The organism is Halalkaliarchaeum sp. AArc-GB (assembly GCF_031432225.1).
Classification (GTDB): domain Archaea; phylum Halobacteriota; class Halobacteria; order Halobacteriales; family Haloferacaceae; genus Halalkaliarchaeum.
Genome location: NZ_JAVKGM010000009.1, coordinates 51,734 through 68,650, shown reverse-complemented (window position 1 = coordinate 68,650; position 16,917 = coordinate 51,734). Strand labels below are relative to the sequence as shown.

Sequence of the window (16,917 nt, the reverse complement as noted above, 5' to 3'; positions counted from 1 at the left end):
GGGTATGACGACCCACCGGGAACCGCTCGGTTCCGTGCTGGAGACGGTCGGCGAGACGCCGCTGGTTCGCGTTCGGGCGTCCTCCGAGGAGGTGCCGGTTTACGCGAAGCTGGAGTCGTTCAACCCCGGCGCATCGATCAAAGACCGCATCGGGAAGTACATGCTCGAACGCATGCTCGAACGGGGCGATCTCGACCCCGGCGGAACGGTGATCGAACCCACCGCCGGCAATACTGGGATCGGGCTGGCAGTCGCGGCCGGACAGCTCGACTTAGAGGCGGTCTTCGTCGTGCCGGAGGGGTTCGCCGTCGAGAAGCAACAGCTAATGCGTGCACTCGGCGCCGAGGTGATCAACACGCCCACCGAGGACGGGATGGGATTTGCCATCCAGCGGGCACACGAACTCGCCGACGAACTGGACAACGCCGCGGTTCCACAGCAGTTCAAAAACCCCCTGAACGCCGAAGCGCACTACGAGACCACCGGGCCGGAGTGTTACGAGGCGCTCGGCGGGGAGGTCGGCGCCGTCGTCGCCGGCTGTGGGACGGGCGGTACGCTGATGGGGATGGGTCGGTACGCCCGCGAGCAACACCCCGACACGCTCGTGATCGCGGTCGAACCCGAGGGCTCGATCTTCCGGGAGTTCCTCGGCCGGGATGTCGAGGAGGGGGAGTACAAGACCGAGGGGATCGGCACGCACGACACCTCGACAAACGAACTGTTCGATCCGGAACTGGTCGACGACGTGTACGCGATCTCCGACCGGGACGTCCACGAGGAGATGCAGCGGCTCGCAGCCGAGGAAGGACAGCTGGTCGCCTCTTCGTCCGCCGCAAACAGCGTCGCCGCACGGCGGGTCGCCCGGGCGATCCGCGAGGGGGAGCTGGAGGCTCCTCACGACGTCGTCGTCACCGTCTTCCCCGACTCCAGCGAACGCTACCTCTCGAAGGGCGTGTACGGCCGCTTCGAGGAGTGGACCGGATGAGCCGGCCACGATCCTCCGGGAGACGATGAGTTCCACCGGCGGCGAGTTCGCGTTCGAACTCAGGGTGTGCCGCTGGGCGGAACTTGCTTGGCCCCCGGCAGGATCGAACGCGGCGTCCGACGTCCCGCGAGCCGCCGTCGTCGCCCGACAGCTGGGCACTCGAAAGCGACGGTGGGACACGGTGATCGTCGAGGCGGATCCGGCCGGCCTGCGCGAACGGGCGGCGTTCGGCTCCCGCGAACTCGACTCGGATCTCCTGTTCGTCGTCCGGAACGCCCCCGCCGACTGGATGTGGTACCGCGACGCCCTTCCGGACCCCGGCTACCCGTGGCGGTACGTCAGGGAGACGATCCACAGAGCGGCGGCGCGGGAACTCCTCGAGACCCGGCGGAACGGCAACCGGATCCAGATCAAACGGATCGCCCCGTATCCGGACTGGGTCCGGCGGCTCGTCGCGATCGAGAACAAGCCGGACCTGGACGCCTCTGCGGCCCGGGCGCTTGCGGGCCAGCTCCAGCACGACGTCGACCGTGGACTCGCCGACGAGGTGTGGCTCGCGACCGCCACGACCGGCGGCCGGGTCGAGCGGGCGCTTCTCGCCGACTTCCCGGTCGAGGCGGGCGTCCTCGCGTTCGACTTCTCGGCGGGCGTCCGACCGGAAGCCGCCAGCGTGGAGTGGCTTCCGAGCCGGCTCGACGCGGGTAATCCGTCCGAAAACGGCGACCGCCCAGAGGATCGCAAGCGCAGACGGCTCGAGCTCGCCGAACGGGCTTTCGGCCGGGGGTGGCGCTCCTACCACCGGACGATGCGTCCCGACTGTCGGGCGTTCGAACTCCGCCGGGACGGCCGGCTGCTGTCCCCGTGGTGTACGGCGAAGGAGAGAAAACAGACGGCTGCGGAATGTTCCGGCAACTGTCAGGCGTTCTCGCCGGAGCCGCCGGCCTGGCGCACCCGCGGGTGGCCGATCGACGGGGGCCCAGGGAAGGGGATAACGCGGCTGCTCCAGAAGCGTCGCGAACGGGCCAGGTCGGGAGGCCGGGACGGGACGTGATCGGCCGGCCGGTTCCGGGCAGCGGTGATCGAATTTCGTTCACTCTGCCGTCTCGACGGTGATCGAATTCCGTTCACTCTGCCGTCTCGACGGTGATCGAATCGCGCTCGACGGCGAGTTTGAACGTCGGCACGGTGCGGTAGACGACCTCGACGACGCCTTTCCGTTCGAGGCTCCGGAGCCCCTTTCTGACTTCGTCGACGTCGGGGTCGACGTCGAACTCCGCTCTGAGCTTGTGGAGCACGCTCACAACGCTCTCGGAGCGATCTTCGGGACCGGCCACGACCGCGAAGATTCGCGTTTGCAGTTCCGGAACCCGGATCACGTCTGGGACTCCCTCGCCGTCCCCGCTTCCGACGGTTCCGTTGCCGTCCCCGGGGGCGGTCCCCGACTCGACGCCGGGTTCGACGTCGACCAGCTCCGCGGCCTCGTCGGTCGCCCGGATCAGGCTGTTCTCGTCGCGGTAGTAATACTCGTTCAGGTGGTCCTCCAGGTAGCGGTGCACCTCGCTTCCCGACTCGAGTCCCCACCGATCGCCGAGTTCGCTGTTCTTCGTCGGCTGCAGCGCCACGACGTCGGCCAGACGCGTTCGTTCCTCCTCGGTGAGGGCCATGCGCCGTCGTTCGTGGGTCGCTTATAAGGGGATTCCGGAACCGGTCGGCAGGGAGGGTCACGGGCTCCCGATAGCGGTAACTTTCGACTCGATCCGGGAGCGGTGGCGAGCGTCACCAGCAACGGGTCGGCTTTCAAGCGCTGGTCGTTCGTGCACGTATGGAACGACGCGACTCGGAACGGACCGGCCAGTGCGGCGAGGTTTTGAAGGGCTCCGGCGACGTCTCTCGACGGCGCACCCTGAAAGGGATCGGCGGAGCGGTCGCAGCCGGGGCGGGACTGCCGGCGCTGGCGGGCTGTCTCGGCGGCGCGTTCGGGGGCTCGGAGACGATCACCGTCGACTATCACCCGTACTACAGCGAGGCGTTCTCGGCGCTGGTGATCCGGCACGGCGAACTGTGGCGAAAGCACCTCCCGGACGGATACGAGGTCGACTGGCACGCAGTCCTGCAGGGTGCGCCGACGGTCAATCGACTCATCTCCGAACAGACTGATCTCGGCTACATGGGCGACAACCCAGCGATCATCGCGGCGGCGAACGACGACACGCCGATCCGGGTCGTCGGCCTGAGTGGCTACTCGATGGGCCAGCAGGGGAATCTCTGTGTCGTCCGGAACGGGGTGGATATCGACTCCGTCGAAGATCTGGACGGCAGAGAGGTCAACGTCACGCAGGGGACGCTGTCTCACCGGTTCCTGCTCACCGTTCTCGCGGCCGAGGACATCGACGTCACGATCCGCGATCAGGACATCAACACCGTCGTGACGAACCTGCGGGAGGGATCGATCGACGTGGCCTTCGGGTGGGAGCCGTCGATGGCCCGCGTGGTTCGGCAGGCCGACGCCGCCCGGTACCTGTTTACCGGCGCGAAGTACGACGAGCCGGACCTGGGGGCGCTGGTGATGCCCGACTCGTTGATCGAGGAGAACCGTGAGGTGGCGAAAGGCTGGCTCAAGACCGAACTCGAGGCGAAACACCTGCTCGCCACGGATCCGGACCGTGCGCTGGATCTGGGTCTCGAGGAGGCGGAACTGAGCCGGGATCTCGATCGCGACACCGTCAGATCCACCCTCTACGAGAACCTCGACGTCAATCCCGACGTCGAACGCCAGCTGTTTTACACCGACTTCTCGTCGGTCGACCCCGCCCGGGAGCTGCTGACAGAAACGGGACCTGCGTTCCTGCGTGAGGAGGCCGGGGTGATCGACAACGAGCCGGATTCCGGTCGGTTCGACGCCGATTTGCTCGCCGAGGCGACCGACGAACTGGACGACGAGGTGGACTGGGATCCACACCGCGCGGGTGAGCGTCCGTGAGCGTCGACTTCGAACGGTGGCGCCGGCTCGGCCTCAAGCGGTGGCGCCCCTGGAAGGGAGAATCCGGACGGAGCCGACTGGCGGGGTCGATCGAAACCGGGACTGCCGGGATCGAATCGATCCCGCGACCCGTCCGACGCGGCGTCTCAGTTGTCGCACTGTTTGCGGCGTGGTGGGTGTTCGTCCGGCTCGGCGTGCTGGGGTTCGGAGTGTTCGTCTCGCCGGGCGAAACCGCCGCCGCAGTCGCATCGCATCTCGCCGGGGAACCAGTCGCCGACGGCGCAACTATCTACCTCCACGCCGTCTACACCGCCGGACGAGTGGCTGGCGGTGTCGCCCTCGCGGTCGCGGTCGCCGTCCCGCTGGGGCTGTTGATCGGGACGCGCCGGCGGTTCGAACGCTACCTGTTTCCCTCCCTCGAGTTCCTCCGGCCGATCCCGCCGATCGCGTGGGTGCCGCTGGTGCTCGTTATCTTTCCGACCGTCCGGAGTGGGGTGCTGTTCGTGGTGTTCCTCGGGGCGTTCTTCCCCACGCTCGTCAACACGATCCGGGGGGTCGAATCCGTCGACGACGAGTACAGCCGTGCTGCCGAAAGTCTCGGGGCGAGCGACCGACAGACGCTTCGCCACGTCGTGTTGCCGGCGGCGCTGCCGTCGATCCTCACCGGCGTGACGATCGGTGTCGGTCTCGGCTGGATCACGGTGGTCGCCGCCGAGATGATCACCGGCGAGTACGGCCTCGGCCACGTTGTGTTCCAGGCGTACCGGCTGGTCGACGTCCAGTCGGTGGTCGTTGGCATGATCGCGGTGGGGTTCCTCGGTGCGGTCTCGACGGCGATCGTCTCGCGGGCGGCGACGACACTCGGCCCGTGGCTCGAGGAGGATACTTCGGGGGTGGGACAGTGACGACCGATTCCGGCGGCCGCGTCGAAATCGAGGGGCTGACCAAGGTGTACGGCGGGGACGAGGAACGCGTCGTCGCCGTCGACGAACTGGACCTCGAGATCGAACCCGGGGAGTTCCTCACCGTGCTCGGGCCGTCCGGCTGTGGCAAGAGCACACTTCTGGACTGCGTCGCCGGCCACGTCGAACCGACCTCCGGACGGGTCCTGGTGGACGGCGACCCAGTGTCGGGCCCCGACCCAGAGCGCGGGGTGGTGTTCCAGGAGAACCGGCTGTTCCCCTGGAAGACCGTCCGCCAGAACGTCGCGTTCGGACCAAAGATGCGGGACCGGCCGACGGATCACGTTGCGGATCTCCTCGATCGAATGGGCCTCTCGGAGTTCGCCGACTCGTATCCCAACCAGCTTTCCGGCGGCATGGCCCAGCGGGCAGAACTGGCACGGTTGCTCGCAAACGAGCCGTCGATCATGCTGATGGACGAGCCGTTCAGCGCGCTGGACGCCATGACCAAAGGCCGGATGCAGATCGAACTGCTTTCGGCCTGGCGGGAGACGGACGCGACGGCGCTTTTCGTCACTCACGACGTCGAGGAAGCGATCCTGCTTGCCGACCGTGTGGTCGTGATGACCGCTCGTCCGGGAACCGTCAAAACAGTCGTCGACGTCCCGCTGTCCCGCCCTCGGGATCACGACTCCCGGACAACCGAGACGTTCACCGAACTGAAGCGAGAACTGCTCGCGTCGATCCACGGCGAGGCCGGCGCGGAGTTCGACGGGGACGACCGGTCAGCTACGGAGACCAGCTCCGCCGAAAGCGACGGGATCGCCGGAGGGACGTCGAGATGACAGCCGACCGCCTCCCGTCGCTTCGCTCGACCGACGGAGTGCTCCCGGACGTTCCGATCGACCGACTCGCCCCGGTCGTTTCGCTTTCGGGACTCGTGTTCGTCTGGTGGGTGGTTGGTTCGACGGTCGCCCAGGGGCTCCCGACGCCGCCCGTCGTCGCCGGCGCTTTCGCGACCGCCGTCGTGGACCCGTCGTTTCACTCGTCTGCGCTCACGAGCGCGGTCCGGGTGTACGTCCCGTTCCTGCTTGCGGCCGCGATCGCGGTGCCGATCGGGCTGCTCGCGGGGTGGCACCAGCCCTTTGGGGACCTGACGCTACCGGCGCTGGAGCTCGTCCGGCCGATCCCGCCGATCGCCTGGATCCCGGCGCTGATCCTGCTCATCCCCGGAACCGAGCCGGGGATCATGTTCATCACCTTTCTCGGGGCGTTCTATCCGGTTTTGCTCAACGCAGTCGAGGGCGGGCGAAGCGTCGACCAGGAGTACGCGAAGGCGGCTCGGTCGCTGGGTGCAGACGCGGTCGGCATCGTGCGGCACGTCGTGCTGCCGGGTGCGCTGCCGTCGATCACCACCGGGCTGTACGTCGGAATGGGGCTCGCGTGGCTCAATCTCGTGGCCGCGGAGATGCTCGCCGGTGGGAGCGGCCTCGGATATCTGACGTGGTCGGCGTACACCGGCGGTTCGTACCCGTACATCGTCGTCGGGATGCTCTCGATCGGCGGGCTCGGGGTGGCCTCCACGGCGGCGGTCGGCCGCCTCGATGGATGGCTGCTACCGTGGCTGGAGACCGATGCCGGCCATACAGTCTGAGACGGACGGATTTCCGTCGATTTAAGTGCTCGACGGCGCTTGTGCCGGGCATGAAATTCTGCGATGAGTGCGGCTCGATGATGCGGGCCGGCGAGGAGAGCGACGTCTGGGAGTGTACCTCCTGCGGCTACGTCGAGGGACGGGACGCCGAGGAGGACGCAGCGATGACAACCACCCAGGGGCAACAGAAGTCGGAGATCGTCGACGTGAGCGACGCCGAGGATCAGGGGCTCCCGACGACGAGCGCCCGCTGTCCGGAGTGTGGCAACGACCGGGCCCACTGGTACATGCAGCAGATCCGGTCGGCCGACGAGTCCGAGACGCGATTCTTCATCTGTACGGAATGCGAGTACAAGTGGCGCGAGGACGACCACTGACCTGACGCCGGTTTTGCCGTCGGTCTGTCTGCTTCAGTGTTCGACGACTTCCATCAGTCCGAGCTGCGTTTCACGTTCGTCGAACGCCTGGGGATGCACGCCCAAAAGCACGATCACGTCCCCCTCGTGTTCGACGGTCGCCAGGTGGAACGCGATCGGCACGTCGCCCTCGTCGGTCTCCATGACGCCTTCGTAACTCCGGACCGACGACTCCTGGTTGAGAATCGTCCGCTCCTCGACTGCGACTTCCTCGACGTCGCGCAGTTCCCCGTCTTCGTCGCCACTCGCCTCCAGCGCCCGCGAGATCAGCTCGGTTCCGGACAGCCGGGCCAGCGGGTTCACTGACTGGCCCGCCACCGTCGCGTCGGGCGTGCTCACGACCAGAAAGAGCCCGTCGCCTGCGCTTCGTTCGTAGCCGGCGACCCACGAACGGAGCTCGATTTCGACGCCCTGGTCGGCGACCTCGAACTGTTCGTGGATCTCGATCGCCTCCGGCTCTGCGTGTTCGTAGCCGGCGTCCGACAGGTCATCCCCGTCGATCGAGGCCGGTTCGGCGGCAAACGAGTACGATCCCCCCGCACAGCCGGCCAGCACGACCACGAGCGCCACCGCGACGAGCAGCCGCCCGACAGACGTGTTCCCCGGTATCGCACCTGTGTCCATACCACTGTTGAGCCGACCGACCGGTTTTTACTTTTCGGGCAGGTACGAAATTTGAAACCGTCTTCGTGTTCTGTAGTGACCAATATCGCTCGCTGCGGACCGGAAAATCACAGACGGGACACGATCCGCTGAAAGAAGACTTTTGTCACCGCCGGAATGACTTCCGATATGCCGACCCACGATATCGTCGTCGTCGGCGGGGGAACCGCCGGCGCGTTCGCCGCCGCGACCGCCGCCAGCGACGGGGTTTCCGTGGTGGTTCTCGAGCGGAAGCCGGCGGCGGAGGCCGGTCGGATCGCTTGCGGCGACGCGATTAAAGGAGCGGCCGCGTTTCCGGACGTGATCGATCTGTCGTATCTAAAACAGGAGTCGTTCACCAACGGGGAGATCAGCCGGGGGATCTTCCGGAACCCGAAAACCGGCGAGGACGTCGAAATCGAGTTCGATGAGACCGGTGTCGTGCTCGACCGAAAGCGGTACGGCGAGGTGATCCTCGAGGAAGCCGAGCGTCTCGGCGCGGAGATCCGGTACGGGACCGTCGTAAACGACGTCCGACAGGACGACGACGGCCGGGTGACTGGGGTCAGGGCGGTGCGAAACGGCGCGGTCGAAACCTACGAGGCTGCGGTCGTGATCGACGCCGCCGGCGCGCTGTCGATCCTCCAGGACGCCGTTGACTTCTCAGGGGCGACATTCGACACGAACGTCTCGTACACCCAGTACTGTTCCGCCTATCGAGAGCTTCTAGAGCTCCCCGAGCCGGTCGAGTGGGACGATGCCATCGTGTTCGCGCCGACCGACCAGCTCGGCTACCTGTGGTATTTCCCGCGATCGGCCACCCGGATCAACGCCGGCGTCGGGTTCCAGATGAGCGAGGAGGCGATGAATCTGGTCGACGCCCTGGCCCGACACGTCGCCAGCGACCCGGAGCTCCGGAACGCCACCGTCGTCGACAAACTCGGCGCCGCCCTGCCGACCCGCCGCCCGTACGACTCGGCAGTCGCGCCCGGCTTCCTTTCGGCCGGCGACGCGGCCGGCCACGTCAATCCCACGACCGGGGGCGGGATCCCCGGCGCGGCGAAGGCCGGCCACTGGGCCGCCCGGGAGGCCGTCCGGGCGATCTCTGCGGGCGACGTGAGCGAGGCGGCGCTGTGGCGGTACAACCGCGAGGTGATGACCGACTTCGGCAAACGGTTCGCCGCCGCCGACCTCTACAACATCTGGGGCACCGCACACGACGTCGACGAACTCACCGACGTCGTCTCATCGGTTCCAGGGCAGCAACTCGTCGACGCTCTCTCGGGCGGAACCCTGTCGCTCGGTCCGGCGACGGCCGTCAGAACGCTTTTGAACACCGTCGGACACTGGGGTACCCTGCTGGAACTGTACCGGATCAGAAACCGGGCGGACGCGCTGATCGAACAGTACGAGGTGTATCCGAGCGACCCCGCCAACTTCCCCGCCTGGCAGCGTCGGCGGGACGAGATTCTCCAGGACGTCTACGAGATCTGTGGTGCGGAGCCGAAATACTAACGTCGAAGTCGCCAGCTACTGTGGAGTAGACTCCGTTTCGGCGTCCGCCTCGCCGGTTCCGGTGCCTGATTCGAGCTCGTAGTCCCACGCACGGTACCCGCCCTTCATGCTGGTCACTCTCGCGTCGTCGTCGACGCCCTCGAAACTCGAGACCAGCTTCGCCGCCTGGATCGACGACTGCCCGATCGGACAGACGCAGACGATCTCTTCCTCCCAGTCGACCTGGTCGACTGCCCGCGGGAGTTCGCTCATCGGAACGTTCACCGCCCCCGGAACGTGCCCCTCTTCGAACGCCCGTTCGTCGCGGATGTCGATCACCTGTATCTCTCCTGTGTCCACCTTGGCTTTCACTTCCTCGGGCGTGAGTTCCTCGACCATGTCCGTCCGTTCGGGGTGGGGACTTTTGAATCGTTCTGTCCGGGCCGACGCCTTGTGGTTCCAGTGACGTGCGGCCTATCTGTCCCGCTCGTCGACAACGATCCGGACCAGTTCCTGGTCGAACTCCTCGCCGTCCCACAGCCACGAGCCGATGTACGGTTCCCCGCCGAGCGCGACGATCACGTACGACGCCCCGGGCCATGTCGCCGCCCCGACGTCCGTCTCGCTGGGTACCGGAGGTCCACGGGGGTGGGAGTGATAGAAGCCGACGAGCGTCTCCCCGCGGTCCTCCAGCGTTTCGATCGCCTCGAGTTGCCCTTCCGGATCGAGTTCATACCGGGTGCGCGGCGCGTCGGCCACGTTGTCGACCGGATACACCGAACCGACGACCGGTTCAGACAGCCCAGTCGTCGGCCTCCCGCCGAGCACGCCACAGACTTCCCTGTCGCCGCCCCGCCTTGCGCGGGAGATGAGCTCGTCGTACGCGTTTCGCGTGAACGCCGGCATTGGCTGGGCTTTGGGCCCGTCGAGTAAAACGCTCCCGGAGCGCGAGGCGCCGGGACGTCTCCGTCGAGCGCAAGCTTCAGGTAGAGTGAGGATACACTCACAGTCGATGGAGGCTCGTCGTTCGTCCGGACTGGGGGACGCGATCCGTATCGACCTCGTGCGGCTCCACGAGACGTGGATGGAGCTCGCGTTTCCGCGGCAGCTCGACCCCGGGAGCGTCCTCGGCAAGTGGAAACCAGAGACCACCGTACAGGAGATCGCCTACTACGGGTGGGCGACGGTCGGCGTCCCGCTCGTGGCGATCGGCTACCCGCTGTTGCTCGTCGGGGTCGCGGTACGGTACAACGCGAGCAAGCTCGACAGCGCGGCAACGAGGCTCGGCATCGTCGGGGCCGTGCTGCTGGCGGCCGTCGTCTGGGGGGCGCTGTCGGTTGCGGCCCACTTCCAGCTCCCCTGGGAGGAGTTCCTCGCGGTCGTCGCCGCCAGCGTCGTCGCCGTCGTCTCGGCGGGCGCGGCCGTATTCTTCTCCCGGATCGGCGGCCGGGGAACCAGCGTCGTCTTCGCGTATCCGTTCGCGCTCACGGCGATCTTCCTGCCACCGGTGGTGGCGGCGCTTTTCGTCCCGGCGCTGCAGGCGCTGATCTTCGATCCAAGCGAGGAGCTTGCGATCTGGATCCTCGACACCGTGCTCGTGGTGGGCGGGTTCTCGGAGTGGCTCCGGGCGACGTTCTCGCTGCGCGCGCAGTACCTCTTCGTCGAGGGGGAGGGCTTCGCGCTGATGTGGTTCGCGCTCGCGGTCCCGACCGGATGGCTGCTCGGGCTGCTCGCGGCGCTTGCGGATCTCATTCGGCCTCGGCCGGAGTGACTCCGTCGGCACGAACTGACCGGAGTGAACCGGTCACCCTCCGCGAGAACGGGTGACGAACAGTCGGTTTCGGGGGAGAGTTTTTATCACAGGGGGCGTTCGGTTCGCACGTGACGACGCTCGTGTGCTGTGTGGACCGGTCGAACGACATCGCCCGGAACACGGGGGTCCGAATGCCGGTGTCGGGGTGGGAGGCGGTTCGATCGCTCGTGACCGAGATCGGCCTCGTGGATCCCGAGGACTCGACGGTGAACTGTCTGCTCGAAGGGTTGCGTATTGCTCGGGATCTCCGGGACGAACAGGAAGACTCCGTCGTCGCCGTCGTCTCTGGCGGCGGGGACTCGATGGTGAATGCGGATCGATCGATCGCCGCACAGTTGGAGGAGTTGATCGAGCGGTACGATCCCGACGCCGCGATCGTCGTCGTCGACAGCGCACAGGACGAGCGGATCATCCCGATCGTCGAGAGTCGGATCCCGGTCGACGGGGTGTCGCGTGTCGTGGTCAGACAGAGCCGGGACATCGAATCGACCTACTACCTCCTCAAGCAGTTCCTCGCCGACGAGGAGCTCCGTTCGACGGTGCTGGTGCCGCTGGGGATCGCGCTGCTTCTGTTGCCGGTGTTGCTGTTGCAGTTTTCGCCGGCGGTCGCGCTCGCGGGACTGGCGGGACTGCTGGGCGCGGCGCTTTTGTACAAGGGGATGGCGATCGACGAGCACGTCTCCCACGCGCCGGACCGTGCCCGCGAGGCGCTGTACGCCGGCCAGGTGTCGATCGTCACCTACGTGGTTGCCGCCGGGCTCGCGCTCGTCGGCGCTTTCTTCGGCGCACTGTCGGCTTCGGAGCTTTCTGGTGAAGCCCGGACGATCGTCCCGGTGATGCAGTTTGCCTACAGCAGCGTCCCGTGGCTCGCGACCGCCGCGTTGACCGCGAGTACCGGGCGCCTCCTCGATGAAGCGATCCGCGAGGAGGGGATTCGGACGCCGTATCTCAACCTCCCGTTCGTGGTAGTTGCGATTGGGCTCGTCGTCCGCGGGTTCGCCGGCTACTTCCTCGAACAGGAGGCGATCCTCGCTTCGTTCGAACTGCTCGGCGTGACGATCCCGGCGCTCCAGCGACTCGCGGCGTTTATTATCGCCGGCCTAATCGTGAGCCTGCTCGGCGTCAAGATCGCCGCCGACGTTGGCTCCGACGCCTTCGACGAGGTGTTAGAACCGGACGGCGAGGAACGCGACTCCGGATGAGTTCGTAGGTCCGTCCTATCTTGAAACGGTCAGCCGATCTATTAATTATCTACGGAATTACATTCACGGACGACCGGAGAGATAATTTGGCAATACAACTGTTGATAATATGTGTGATGGGTACTTTATAAATTATATATTGAAAATCTACTTTCTGATCTTTTCTAAAACAAAATACGGAGAAAGTACTGTACGTAATTGACCTTACTTCTGTAATGTGGTATATGTTAGGTGTTGTTAATGTATATGTAAACCGACAAAATGCCTATAACGGTGGGCTGTGCAATTGATGGTGATCGCTCCGTCCGATCGTCCTCCGAATCCGTATGGTTCAACAACAGCCGATCGTCGACGACGCAGCCGAACACGACCAGCGTGAGTGGCCGCCCAACGACGAGAAGGGGTCGAACGACGACCAGAGATGGCCGAGCCACAATCCGAACCCGTCGGACGAGGGGCCGTACGTTAAGTACAGGGGTGATTCCGGGGTTACGATCGGGGAGAAGTTCCTCGCGACGGTGCGGTACAGTTCGCTGTATCTGGCTTTCATCGCCTCGCTACAGGCACTGATTGCGATCTGGATACTGTCCGTTCCGCTCAACCTTGCTCCGGCCGTGATCGGGCTGGTTACCTTCGCCGTCTACTCGACTGACAGGATCGCCGACGCCGAAAGCGACGTCGTGGCGAAACCTCGGCAGGCCGAGTTCGCGCGGCGCCACGCCGACGTGTTGTACTTCGTAGCCGCTCTGGCATACAGCGTGGCAGTTGCGCTGTCGATCCTCGGCGGGCCACTGTCGCTTTCGATCACATTGCTTCCAGGCCTGTTCTGGCTCCTGTACGCGTCCGACTGGATCCCCGAGTCGACAACCGGGTTCAGACGCCTGAAGGACGTCCTGTTCGTGAACACGGCGGTCGTGGCGTTTGCGTGGGCGTTTACGCTCACGTTTCTCCCACTGGCGTTCGCGAACGCCCAGTTCACTCCGGCGGCCGGGTTCGCGTTCGCGTACTTCTTTTTGGGTGTTGTCGTCAGTACGGAGATACCGAACGTTCGCGACGTCCGCGAGGACACTGCGATCGGCGTGTCGACAGTCCCCGTCGTCTTCGGGGTGCGCCGAACCCGGCACCTGCTCTGTGGCGTCGGTGTCGTTCTGCTACTGCTTGTCGGGCTGGCTGTGCAGTACGGTCTCATCGGCGTGCCGTTGGGAATCGGTCTCGCCGTAGGTACGGCGTACTCGCTCGTGTTGTCCGGAGCCGTGGGACACACCGACCGGTACAATCGTCTCACTGTCGCCGTCGAATCACAGTACGTCGTCGCCGCCGTCATCGCAGTCGTCGCAACGATCCTTTGACATCCTCCACACGGCTGAAGCCGTGGGATTCACACGTTGGGATATTAGAGAAGGTGTAGCCGGCGGCATAACGCGACTCTTTCATGTTCCTGCCTTTCGAGAGATGCACACGGTTGTACTGGGTGTCGAGCTTGAAGCCCTGATTTTTCCACGTCACCGTCGAGCGTAGGTGGTCGTCGCCGTGTTTGCGGTAGCCGGGCGGGTTCGCGTCTGGATTGTCCTGTTCGTCCCACGAGACGAACGCTTCACCGAGTTCCTGAAGAACTCGTTGACTGATTGTGAGTGGAAATCCCCATACCGCTCGTGGGTTTTGATGTACGAACAGAGCTCGTCGGCGTCTGGAATGTGGCCGATAGCGTCCTAGACACGCGAAATCGTCCATCGCCCGACGTTCCACAATTTCGACGCGGCAAAGCCATGCGAATCGAGGTCGTCACAGACAAACGCCGCTCGATCGAGCGGCGACGATCTGCGAGGACCGCTCGTTCTTATTGGATTCCTAACTAGTTTTTTCTACCTTCTATCCGTCTTCATATATTTATCCGCCTTCTGGTTATCAATAGTGATTACGGCGGCCGAAGCTTCATTAGGGGATCCGGACAATCATCCGTGTACTAGTGTTTAGCTTTCCCGTCATACCGCTGCTGTTTGCTTCGGTCATCGTCGGGATGACCGCGGCGCTTTTGGCCTGGCGCGAGCGGTACGAACCGGGATCGATTCCGTTGTTCGTGCTGCTCGTCGGCCAGATCTGGTGGTCTGTCTCGCTTCTCTTTCAGTTGCAGGCAACGACGGTGTCGGCGAAAGCGTTCTGGGTGAATATGTCGTGGGTCGGCGTCGTCGCGATTCCCGTCGCGTGGCTGTTTTTCGCCCTCGAATACACCGGACGGGACCAGTACGTTCGCACGCGTTACGTCGGATTGGTGTCCGTCGTACCGCTCGCGACGGTCTGGCTGGCCATGACCAGTCAGTTCCACGATCTCCTGTATCTGGAGATGACACTCGTCGAATCGGCGGGAACAGTGCGGATCAACTACGTCGCCGGGCCCTGGTACTGGATAATTGCGGGCTACACGTACTTTCTGGGCGTGCTCGGGAGCATCCCCCTCCTCGAACTCGTCTGGAGCGAAACGACCGAGTTCCGCGGACAGAGTAGTGCCGTGCTGATCGGGACCGTGGTTCCATGGCTGACTAGCGTCCTGTACGTGGCCGGCGTTCTCCCGACCGGCGGCGTCGATCCGACGCCGATTGCCTTCGCCGTCTCCGGGGTAGCGTATCTCGGCGGACTCACTCGGTTCCGGTTGTTCGGAACCAACCCGTCGCCGAACCGCCACGCGCCGGAGTTGCTGTTCGAGGAAATGTCACAGGGTGCCGTCGTCGTCGACAGCAACGATTACGTCGTGGAGCTCAACGAGGAGGCTGCACGGATTCTCGGAGTGGAGCGATCGGCGGCGGCTGGGGGGTCGGGAACCGAGATCGTCCCGGAGTATCACAGGCTACCGGAGGACGGAGAGCTGTCAGGATATCTGACCATCGAACGTGACGACGGGACTCGGAAGTACGACGTCACAGTAAGCGAGATAACCAACGCCTACGATCGAGTCATCGGTCGGGTGATCTCGCTGCACGACGTCACCGACTACCTCCGCCAGCAGCAGCGGCTGGAGGTACTCAACCGCGTGTTGCGCCACAACATCCGGACGGAGACGAACGTCATCGCCGGCTACGCCGGCCTGCTCACCGACGAACACGATTCCAAGGAAGCACGAGTCATCGAACGGCGCGCTGAGCGACTCGAGGAAATCGGCGAGAAGGGTCGGGAGATCCTGGAACTGTTCGAGAACGGCGAAAAGGCGGATCCGGTGCCGGTGGAGGGCCTCCTCGAGGAGTGTCTGGCCGAGGTGAGGGAGGCACATCCGCACGTCACTATCGAGATCGATGGATCGACCGACGGTGCCTACGTCTCGAGCGTTCTGGAGGTCGTCTGTGAGAACCTCCTCGAGAACGCCGCGGAGCACAACCTCAGCGACGATCCGCGGGCGGAGATCACCGTCGAGACTGACGGCGACCACGTCACGATCACCGTCGCTGACAACGGTCCCGGGATCGACGAGTACGAACGCAAGGTGCTCGAGCGGGGAACCGAAACCAAACTGGAGCACGGCAGTGGTCTCGGCCTGTGGCTGGTCAAGTGGGGGACCGAGATCGCCGGGGGCCGCGTCGAGTTCGCGGAGAACGAGCCTACCGGGGCGATCGTGACCGTCGAAGTCCCCGCCGAACCGGCGCCGGAACCGGGTCGCCTCTCCCGGTTCCCGGCCCGAGCGCTGGAGGGGACTGCCGCCTCCGGGGTTCCCTCGACACAGTCGCTTTTCGGCTCCGCGAGCGGTCGAGGGCAGTCGACCCGGTCGCGGAATCCCTGAACTGACGGTCCCACCCGCCGGCGGTGCCCGTCGATCGATCCCGAGCGATTCAAACCGTCTCTCGGCCAACGGAGCGTATGGACGACGACGACACCCGCGAACACGTCGTGCCCGGGTCCGACGAGGAACCCGACACGCCGGACGTTCGCGGTTACGACTTCCGCGGCGAGTTAGATCTCGGGGAACTGCTGGACGCGTACGCCACGACGGGCTTCCAGGCGACCCACCTGGCGGAGGCGGTCGACATCGCCGAACGGATGCAGGAAGAGGACGCGACCGTCTACCTCACCTTTACCTCCAACATCGTCTCCTCCGGGCTCCGGGAGACGGTGGCGGCGCTGGTCCGAGAGGGCTACGTCGACGTGATCATCACCACGTCGGGCTCGCTCGCCGAGGACGTGATCAAGACCGCCAAGCCGTTCAAGATGGGCGAGTGGGACACAGACGAGGCCGCGCTCCGGGAGCAGGGGATCAACCGACTCGGAAACATCTTCGTCCCCTCCGATCGGTACGTCTGGCTCGAGGAGTACCTCTACGACTTCTTCGACGACTTCTTCGCCGAAGAGACGACCCGGACCCCGACGGCGTTCGCCCGCGAACTCGGCGGGACGCTCGAGGACGAGGATTCGGTGCTCAAGCAGGCCGCCGACAACGACGTTCCCGTCTACTGTCCGGCCCTCACCGACTCGGAGATCGGCAACTTCCTGTACTACTACCGGCAGGGACGCGATGACGACGTCGACATCGCGATCATGGACGACTACGACTCCCTGATCGAAGATGGGATGCTCGCGGACACCACGGGCCTGATTGCGGTCGGCGGCGGCGTCCCGAAACACCACGCGATCATGACCAACCTCTTCCGGGGCGGCGCCGACTACGTCGTCTACATCTCGACGGGAATGGAGGGGGACGGTTCGCTTTCGGGTGCGACGCCCGAGGAGGCGGTCTCGTGGGGGAAGATCAAGGAAAACGGGACCAACTACACCCAGGTCGAGGCGGAGGCGACGCTCGTGTTCCCGCTTTTGGTTGCCGCCGCCTTCGAGATGTAATTAGCGGGTAT

17 protein-coding genes and 1 pseudogene are annotated in these 16,917 nt (G+C 65.0%); 13 read left to right on the top strand and 5 right to left on the bottom strand.

The window, feature by feature from the left end:
- Positions 1–4: 4 nt before the first annotated feature.
- Both RH858_RS10100 and RH858_RS10095 read left to right on the top strand, forming a co-directional pair.
- Entirely contained in the window at positions 5–985 is a 981-nt protein-coding gene (locus RH858_RS10100; RefSeq protein WP_310561741.1) for a PLP-dependent cysteine synthase family protein, read from the top strand.
- A gap of 25 nt (positions 986–1,010) precedes the next feature.
- Positions 1,011–2,036, top strand: coding sequence for a DUF5787 family protein (locus RH858_RS10095; RefSeq protein ID WP_310561740.1), 1,026 nt, complete (start codon positions 1,011–1,013; stop codon positions 2,034–2,036).
- 73 nt (positions 2,037–2,109) lie between these two features.
- On the opposite strand, the gene RH858_RS10090 is transcribed toward RH858_RS10095, so the two are convergent.
- Positions 2,110–2,649 carry a DUF5797 family protein gene (locus RH858_RS10090; RefSeq protein WP_259534997.1) on the bottom strand — a complete coding sequence of 180 codons (540 nt, stop codon included), beginning with the start codon at positions 2,647–2,649 and terminating at the stop codon, positions 2,110–2,112.
- Positions 2,650–2,807: 158 nt separating this feature from the next.
- Here RH858_RS10090 and RH858_RS10085 point away from each other — a divergent pair, with 158 nt between their 5' ends.
- The 5 genes from RH858_RS10085 to RH858_RS10065 are packed head-to-tail and all read left to right on the top strand — an operon-like array spanning position 2,808 to position 6,898.
- Complete coding sequence (locus tag RH858_RS10085; protein WP_310561739.1) at positions 2,808–3,965, top strand: NrtA/SsuA/CpmA family ABC transporter substrate-binding protein; 1,158 nt, start codon at positions 2,808–2,810, stop codon at positions 3,963–3,965.
- Positions 3,962–4,870 carry an ABC transporter permease gene (locus RH858_RS10080; protein ID WP_310561738.1) on the top strand — a complete coding sequence of 303 codons (909 nt, stop codon included), beginning with the start codon at positions 3,962–3,964 and terminating at the stop codon, positions 4,868–4,870. The genes RH858_RS10085 and RH858_RS10080 overlap by 4 nt, the downstream gene beginning before the upstream one ends.
- A complete protein-coding gene (locus RH858_RS10075) occupies positions 4,867–5,712 on the top strand; it encodes an ABC transporter ATP-binding protein (protein ID WP_259535001.1) in 846 nt (281 codons plus the stop codon). The genes RH858_RS10080 and RH858_RS10075 overlap by 4 nt, the downstream gene beginning before the upstream one ends.
- Positions 5,709–6,521, top strand: a complete 813-nt coding sequence (locus RH858_RS10070; protein ID WP_310561737.1) for an ABC transporter permease — start codon at positions 5,709–5,711, stop codon at positions 6,519–6,521. Before RH858_RS10075 ends, RH858_RS10070 begins: the two co-directional genes overlap by 4 nt.
- A 50-nt stretch (positions 6,522–6,571) precedes the next feature.
- On the top strand, positions 6,572–6,898 hold the full coding sequence (locus tag RH858_RS10065; protein WP_259535003.1) for a transcription factor S: 327 nt from the start codon (positions 6,572–6,574) through the stop codon (positions 6,896–6,898).
- A 33-nt stretch (positions 6,899–6,931) separates the two neighbouring features.
- Here the strand turns inward: RH858_RS10065 and RH858_RS10060 are convergent, their stop codons facing one another.
- Positions 6,932–7,561, bottom strand: a complete 630-nt coding sequence (locus tag RH858_RS10060) for a DUF6517 family protein (protein ID WP_259535004.1) — start codon at positions 7,559–7,561, stop codon at positions 6,932–6,934.
- Positions 7,562–7,729: 168 nt separating this feature from the next.
- Here RH858_RS10060 and RH858_RS10055 point away from each other — a divergent pair, with 168 nt between their 5' ends.
- Positions 7,730–9,094 carry a geranylgeranyl reductase family protein gene (locus tag RH858_RS10055; RefSeq protein WP_310561736.1) on the top strand — a complete coding sequence of 455 codons (1,365 nt, stop codon included), beginning with the start codon at positions 7,730–7,732 and terminating at the stop codon, positions 9,092–9,094.
- A 15-nt stretch (positions 9,095–9,109) separates the two neighbouring features.
- On the opposite strand, the gene RH858_RS10050 is transcribed toward RH858_RS10055, so the two are convergent.
- Both RH858_RS10050 and RH858_RS10045 read right to left on the bottom strand, forming a co-directional pair.
- Positions 9,110–9,472 (bottom strand): rhodanese-like domain-containing protein, encoded by a 363-nt coding sequence (locus RH858_RS10050; RefSeq protein WP_310561735.1) that lies wholly within the window; start codon positions 9,470–9,472, stop codon positions 9,110–9,112.
- A 75-nt stretch (positions 9,473–9,547) separates the two neighbouring features.
- Positions 9,548–9,979, bottom strand: a complete 432-nt coding sequence (locus tag RH858_RS10045) for a desampylase (RefSeq protein ID WP_310561734.1) — start codon at positions 9,977–9,979, stop codon at positions 9,548–9,550.
- 106 nt (positions 9,980–10,085) lie between these two features.
- Here RH858_RS10045 and RH858_RS10040 point away from each other — a divergent pair, with 106 nt between their 5' ends.
- The 3 genes from RH858_RS10040 (at position 10,086) to RH858_RS10030 (ending at position 13,437) form a co-directional block, all read left to right on the top strand.
- Entirely contained in the window at positions 10,086–10,844 is a 759-nt protein-coding gene (locus tag RH858_RS10040; protein ID WP_259535010.1) for a hypothetical protein, read from the top strand.
- A 110-nt stretch (positions 10,845–10,954) separates the two neighbouring features.
- Positions 10,955–12,088, top strand: coding sequence for a DUF373 family protein (locus RH858_RS10035; RefSeq protein WP_310561733.1), 1,134 nt, complete (start codon positions 10,955–10,957; stop codon positions 12,086–12,088).
- A 326-nt stretch (positions 12,089–12,414) separates the two neighbouring features.
- Entirely contained in the window at positions 12,415–13,437 is a 1,023-nt protein-coding gene (locus tag RH858_RS10030) for a UbiA family prenyltransferase (RefSeq protein WP_310561732.1), read from the top strand.
- A gap of 70 nt (positions 13,438–13,507) precedes the next feature.
- Here RH858_RS10030 and RH858_RS10025 read toward each other — a convergent pair.
- Positions 13,508–13,929 (bottom strand): annotated as a pseudogene (locus RH858_RS10025) (RNA-guided endonuclease TnpB family protein); the annotation flags it as partial.
- Positions 13,930–14,054: 125 nt separating this feature from the next.
- On the opposite strand from RH858_RS10025, the gene RH858_RS10020 reads away from it, so the two are divergent.
- Positions 14,055–15,854: a histidine kinase N-terminal 7TM domain-containing protein gene (locus RH858_RS10020; RefSeq protein WP_310561731.1), complete on the top strand. Its 1,800-nt coding sequence runs from the start codon at positions 14,055–14,057 to the stop codon at positions 15,852–15,854.
- 77 nt (positions 15,855–15,931) lie between these two features.
- The gene (locus RH858_RS10015) at positions 15,932–16,906 is read left to right on the top strand and encodes a deoxyhypusine synthase (RefSeq protein WP_310561730.1); all 975 of its coding nucleotides are present in this window, start codon (positions 15,932–15,934) and stop codon (positions 16,904–16,906) included.
- The last annotated feature ends 11 nt before the right edge of the window (positions 16,907–16,917 follow it).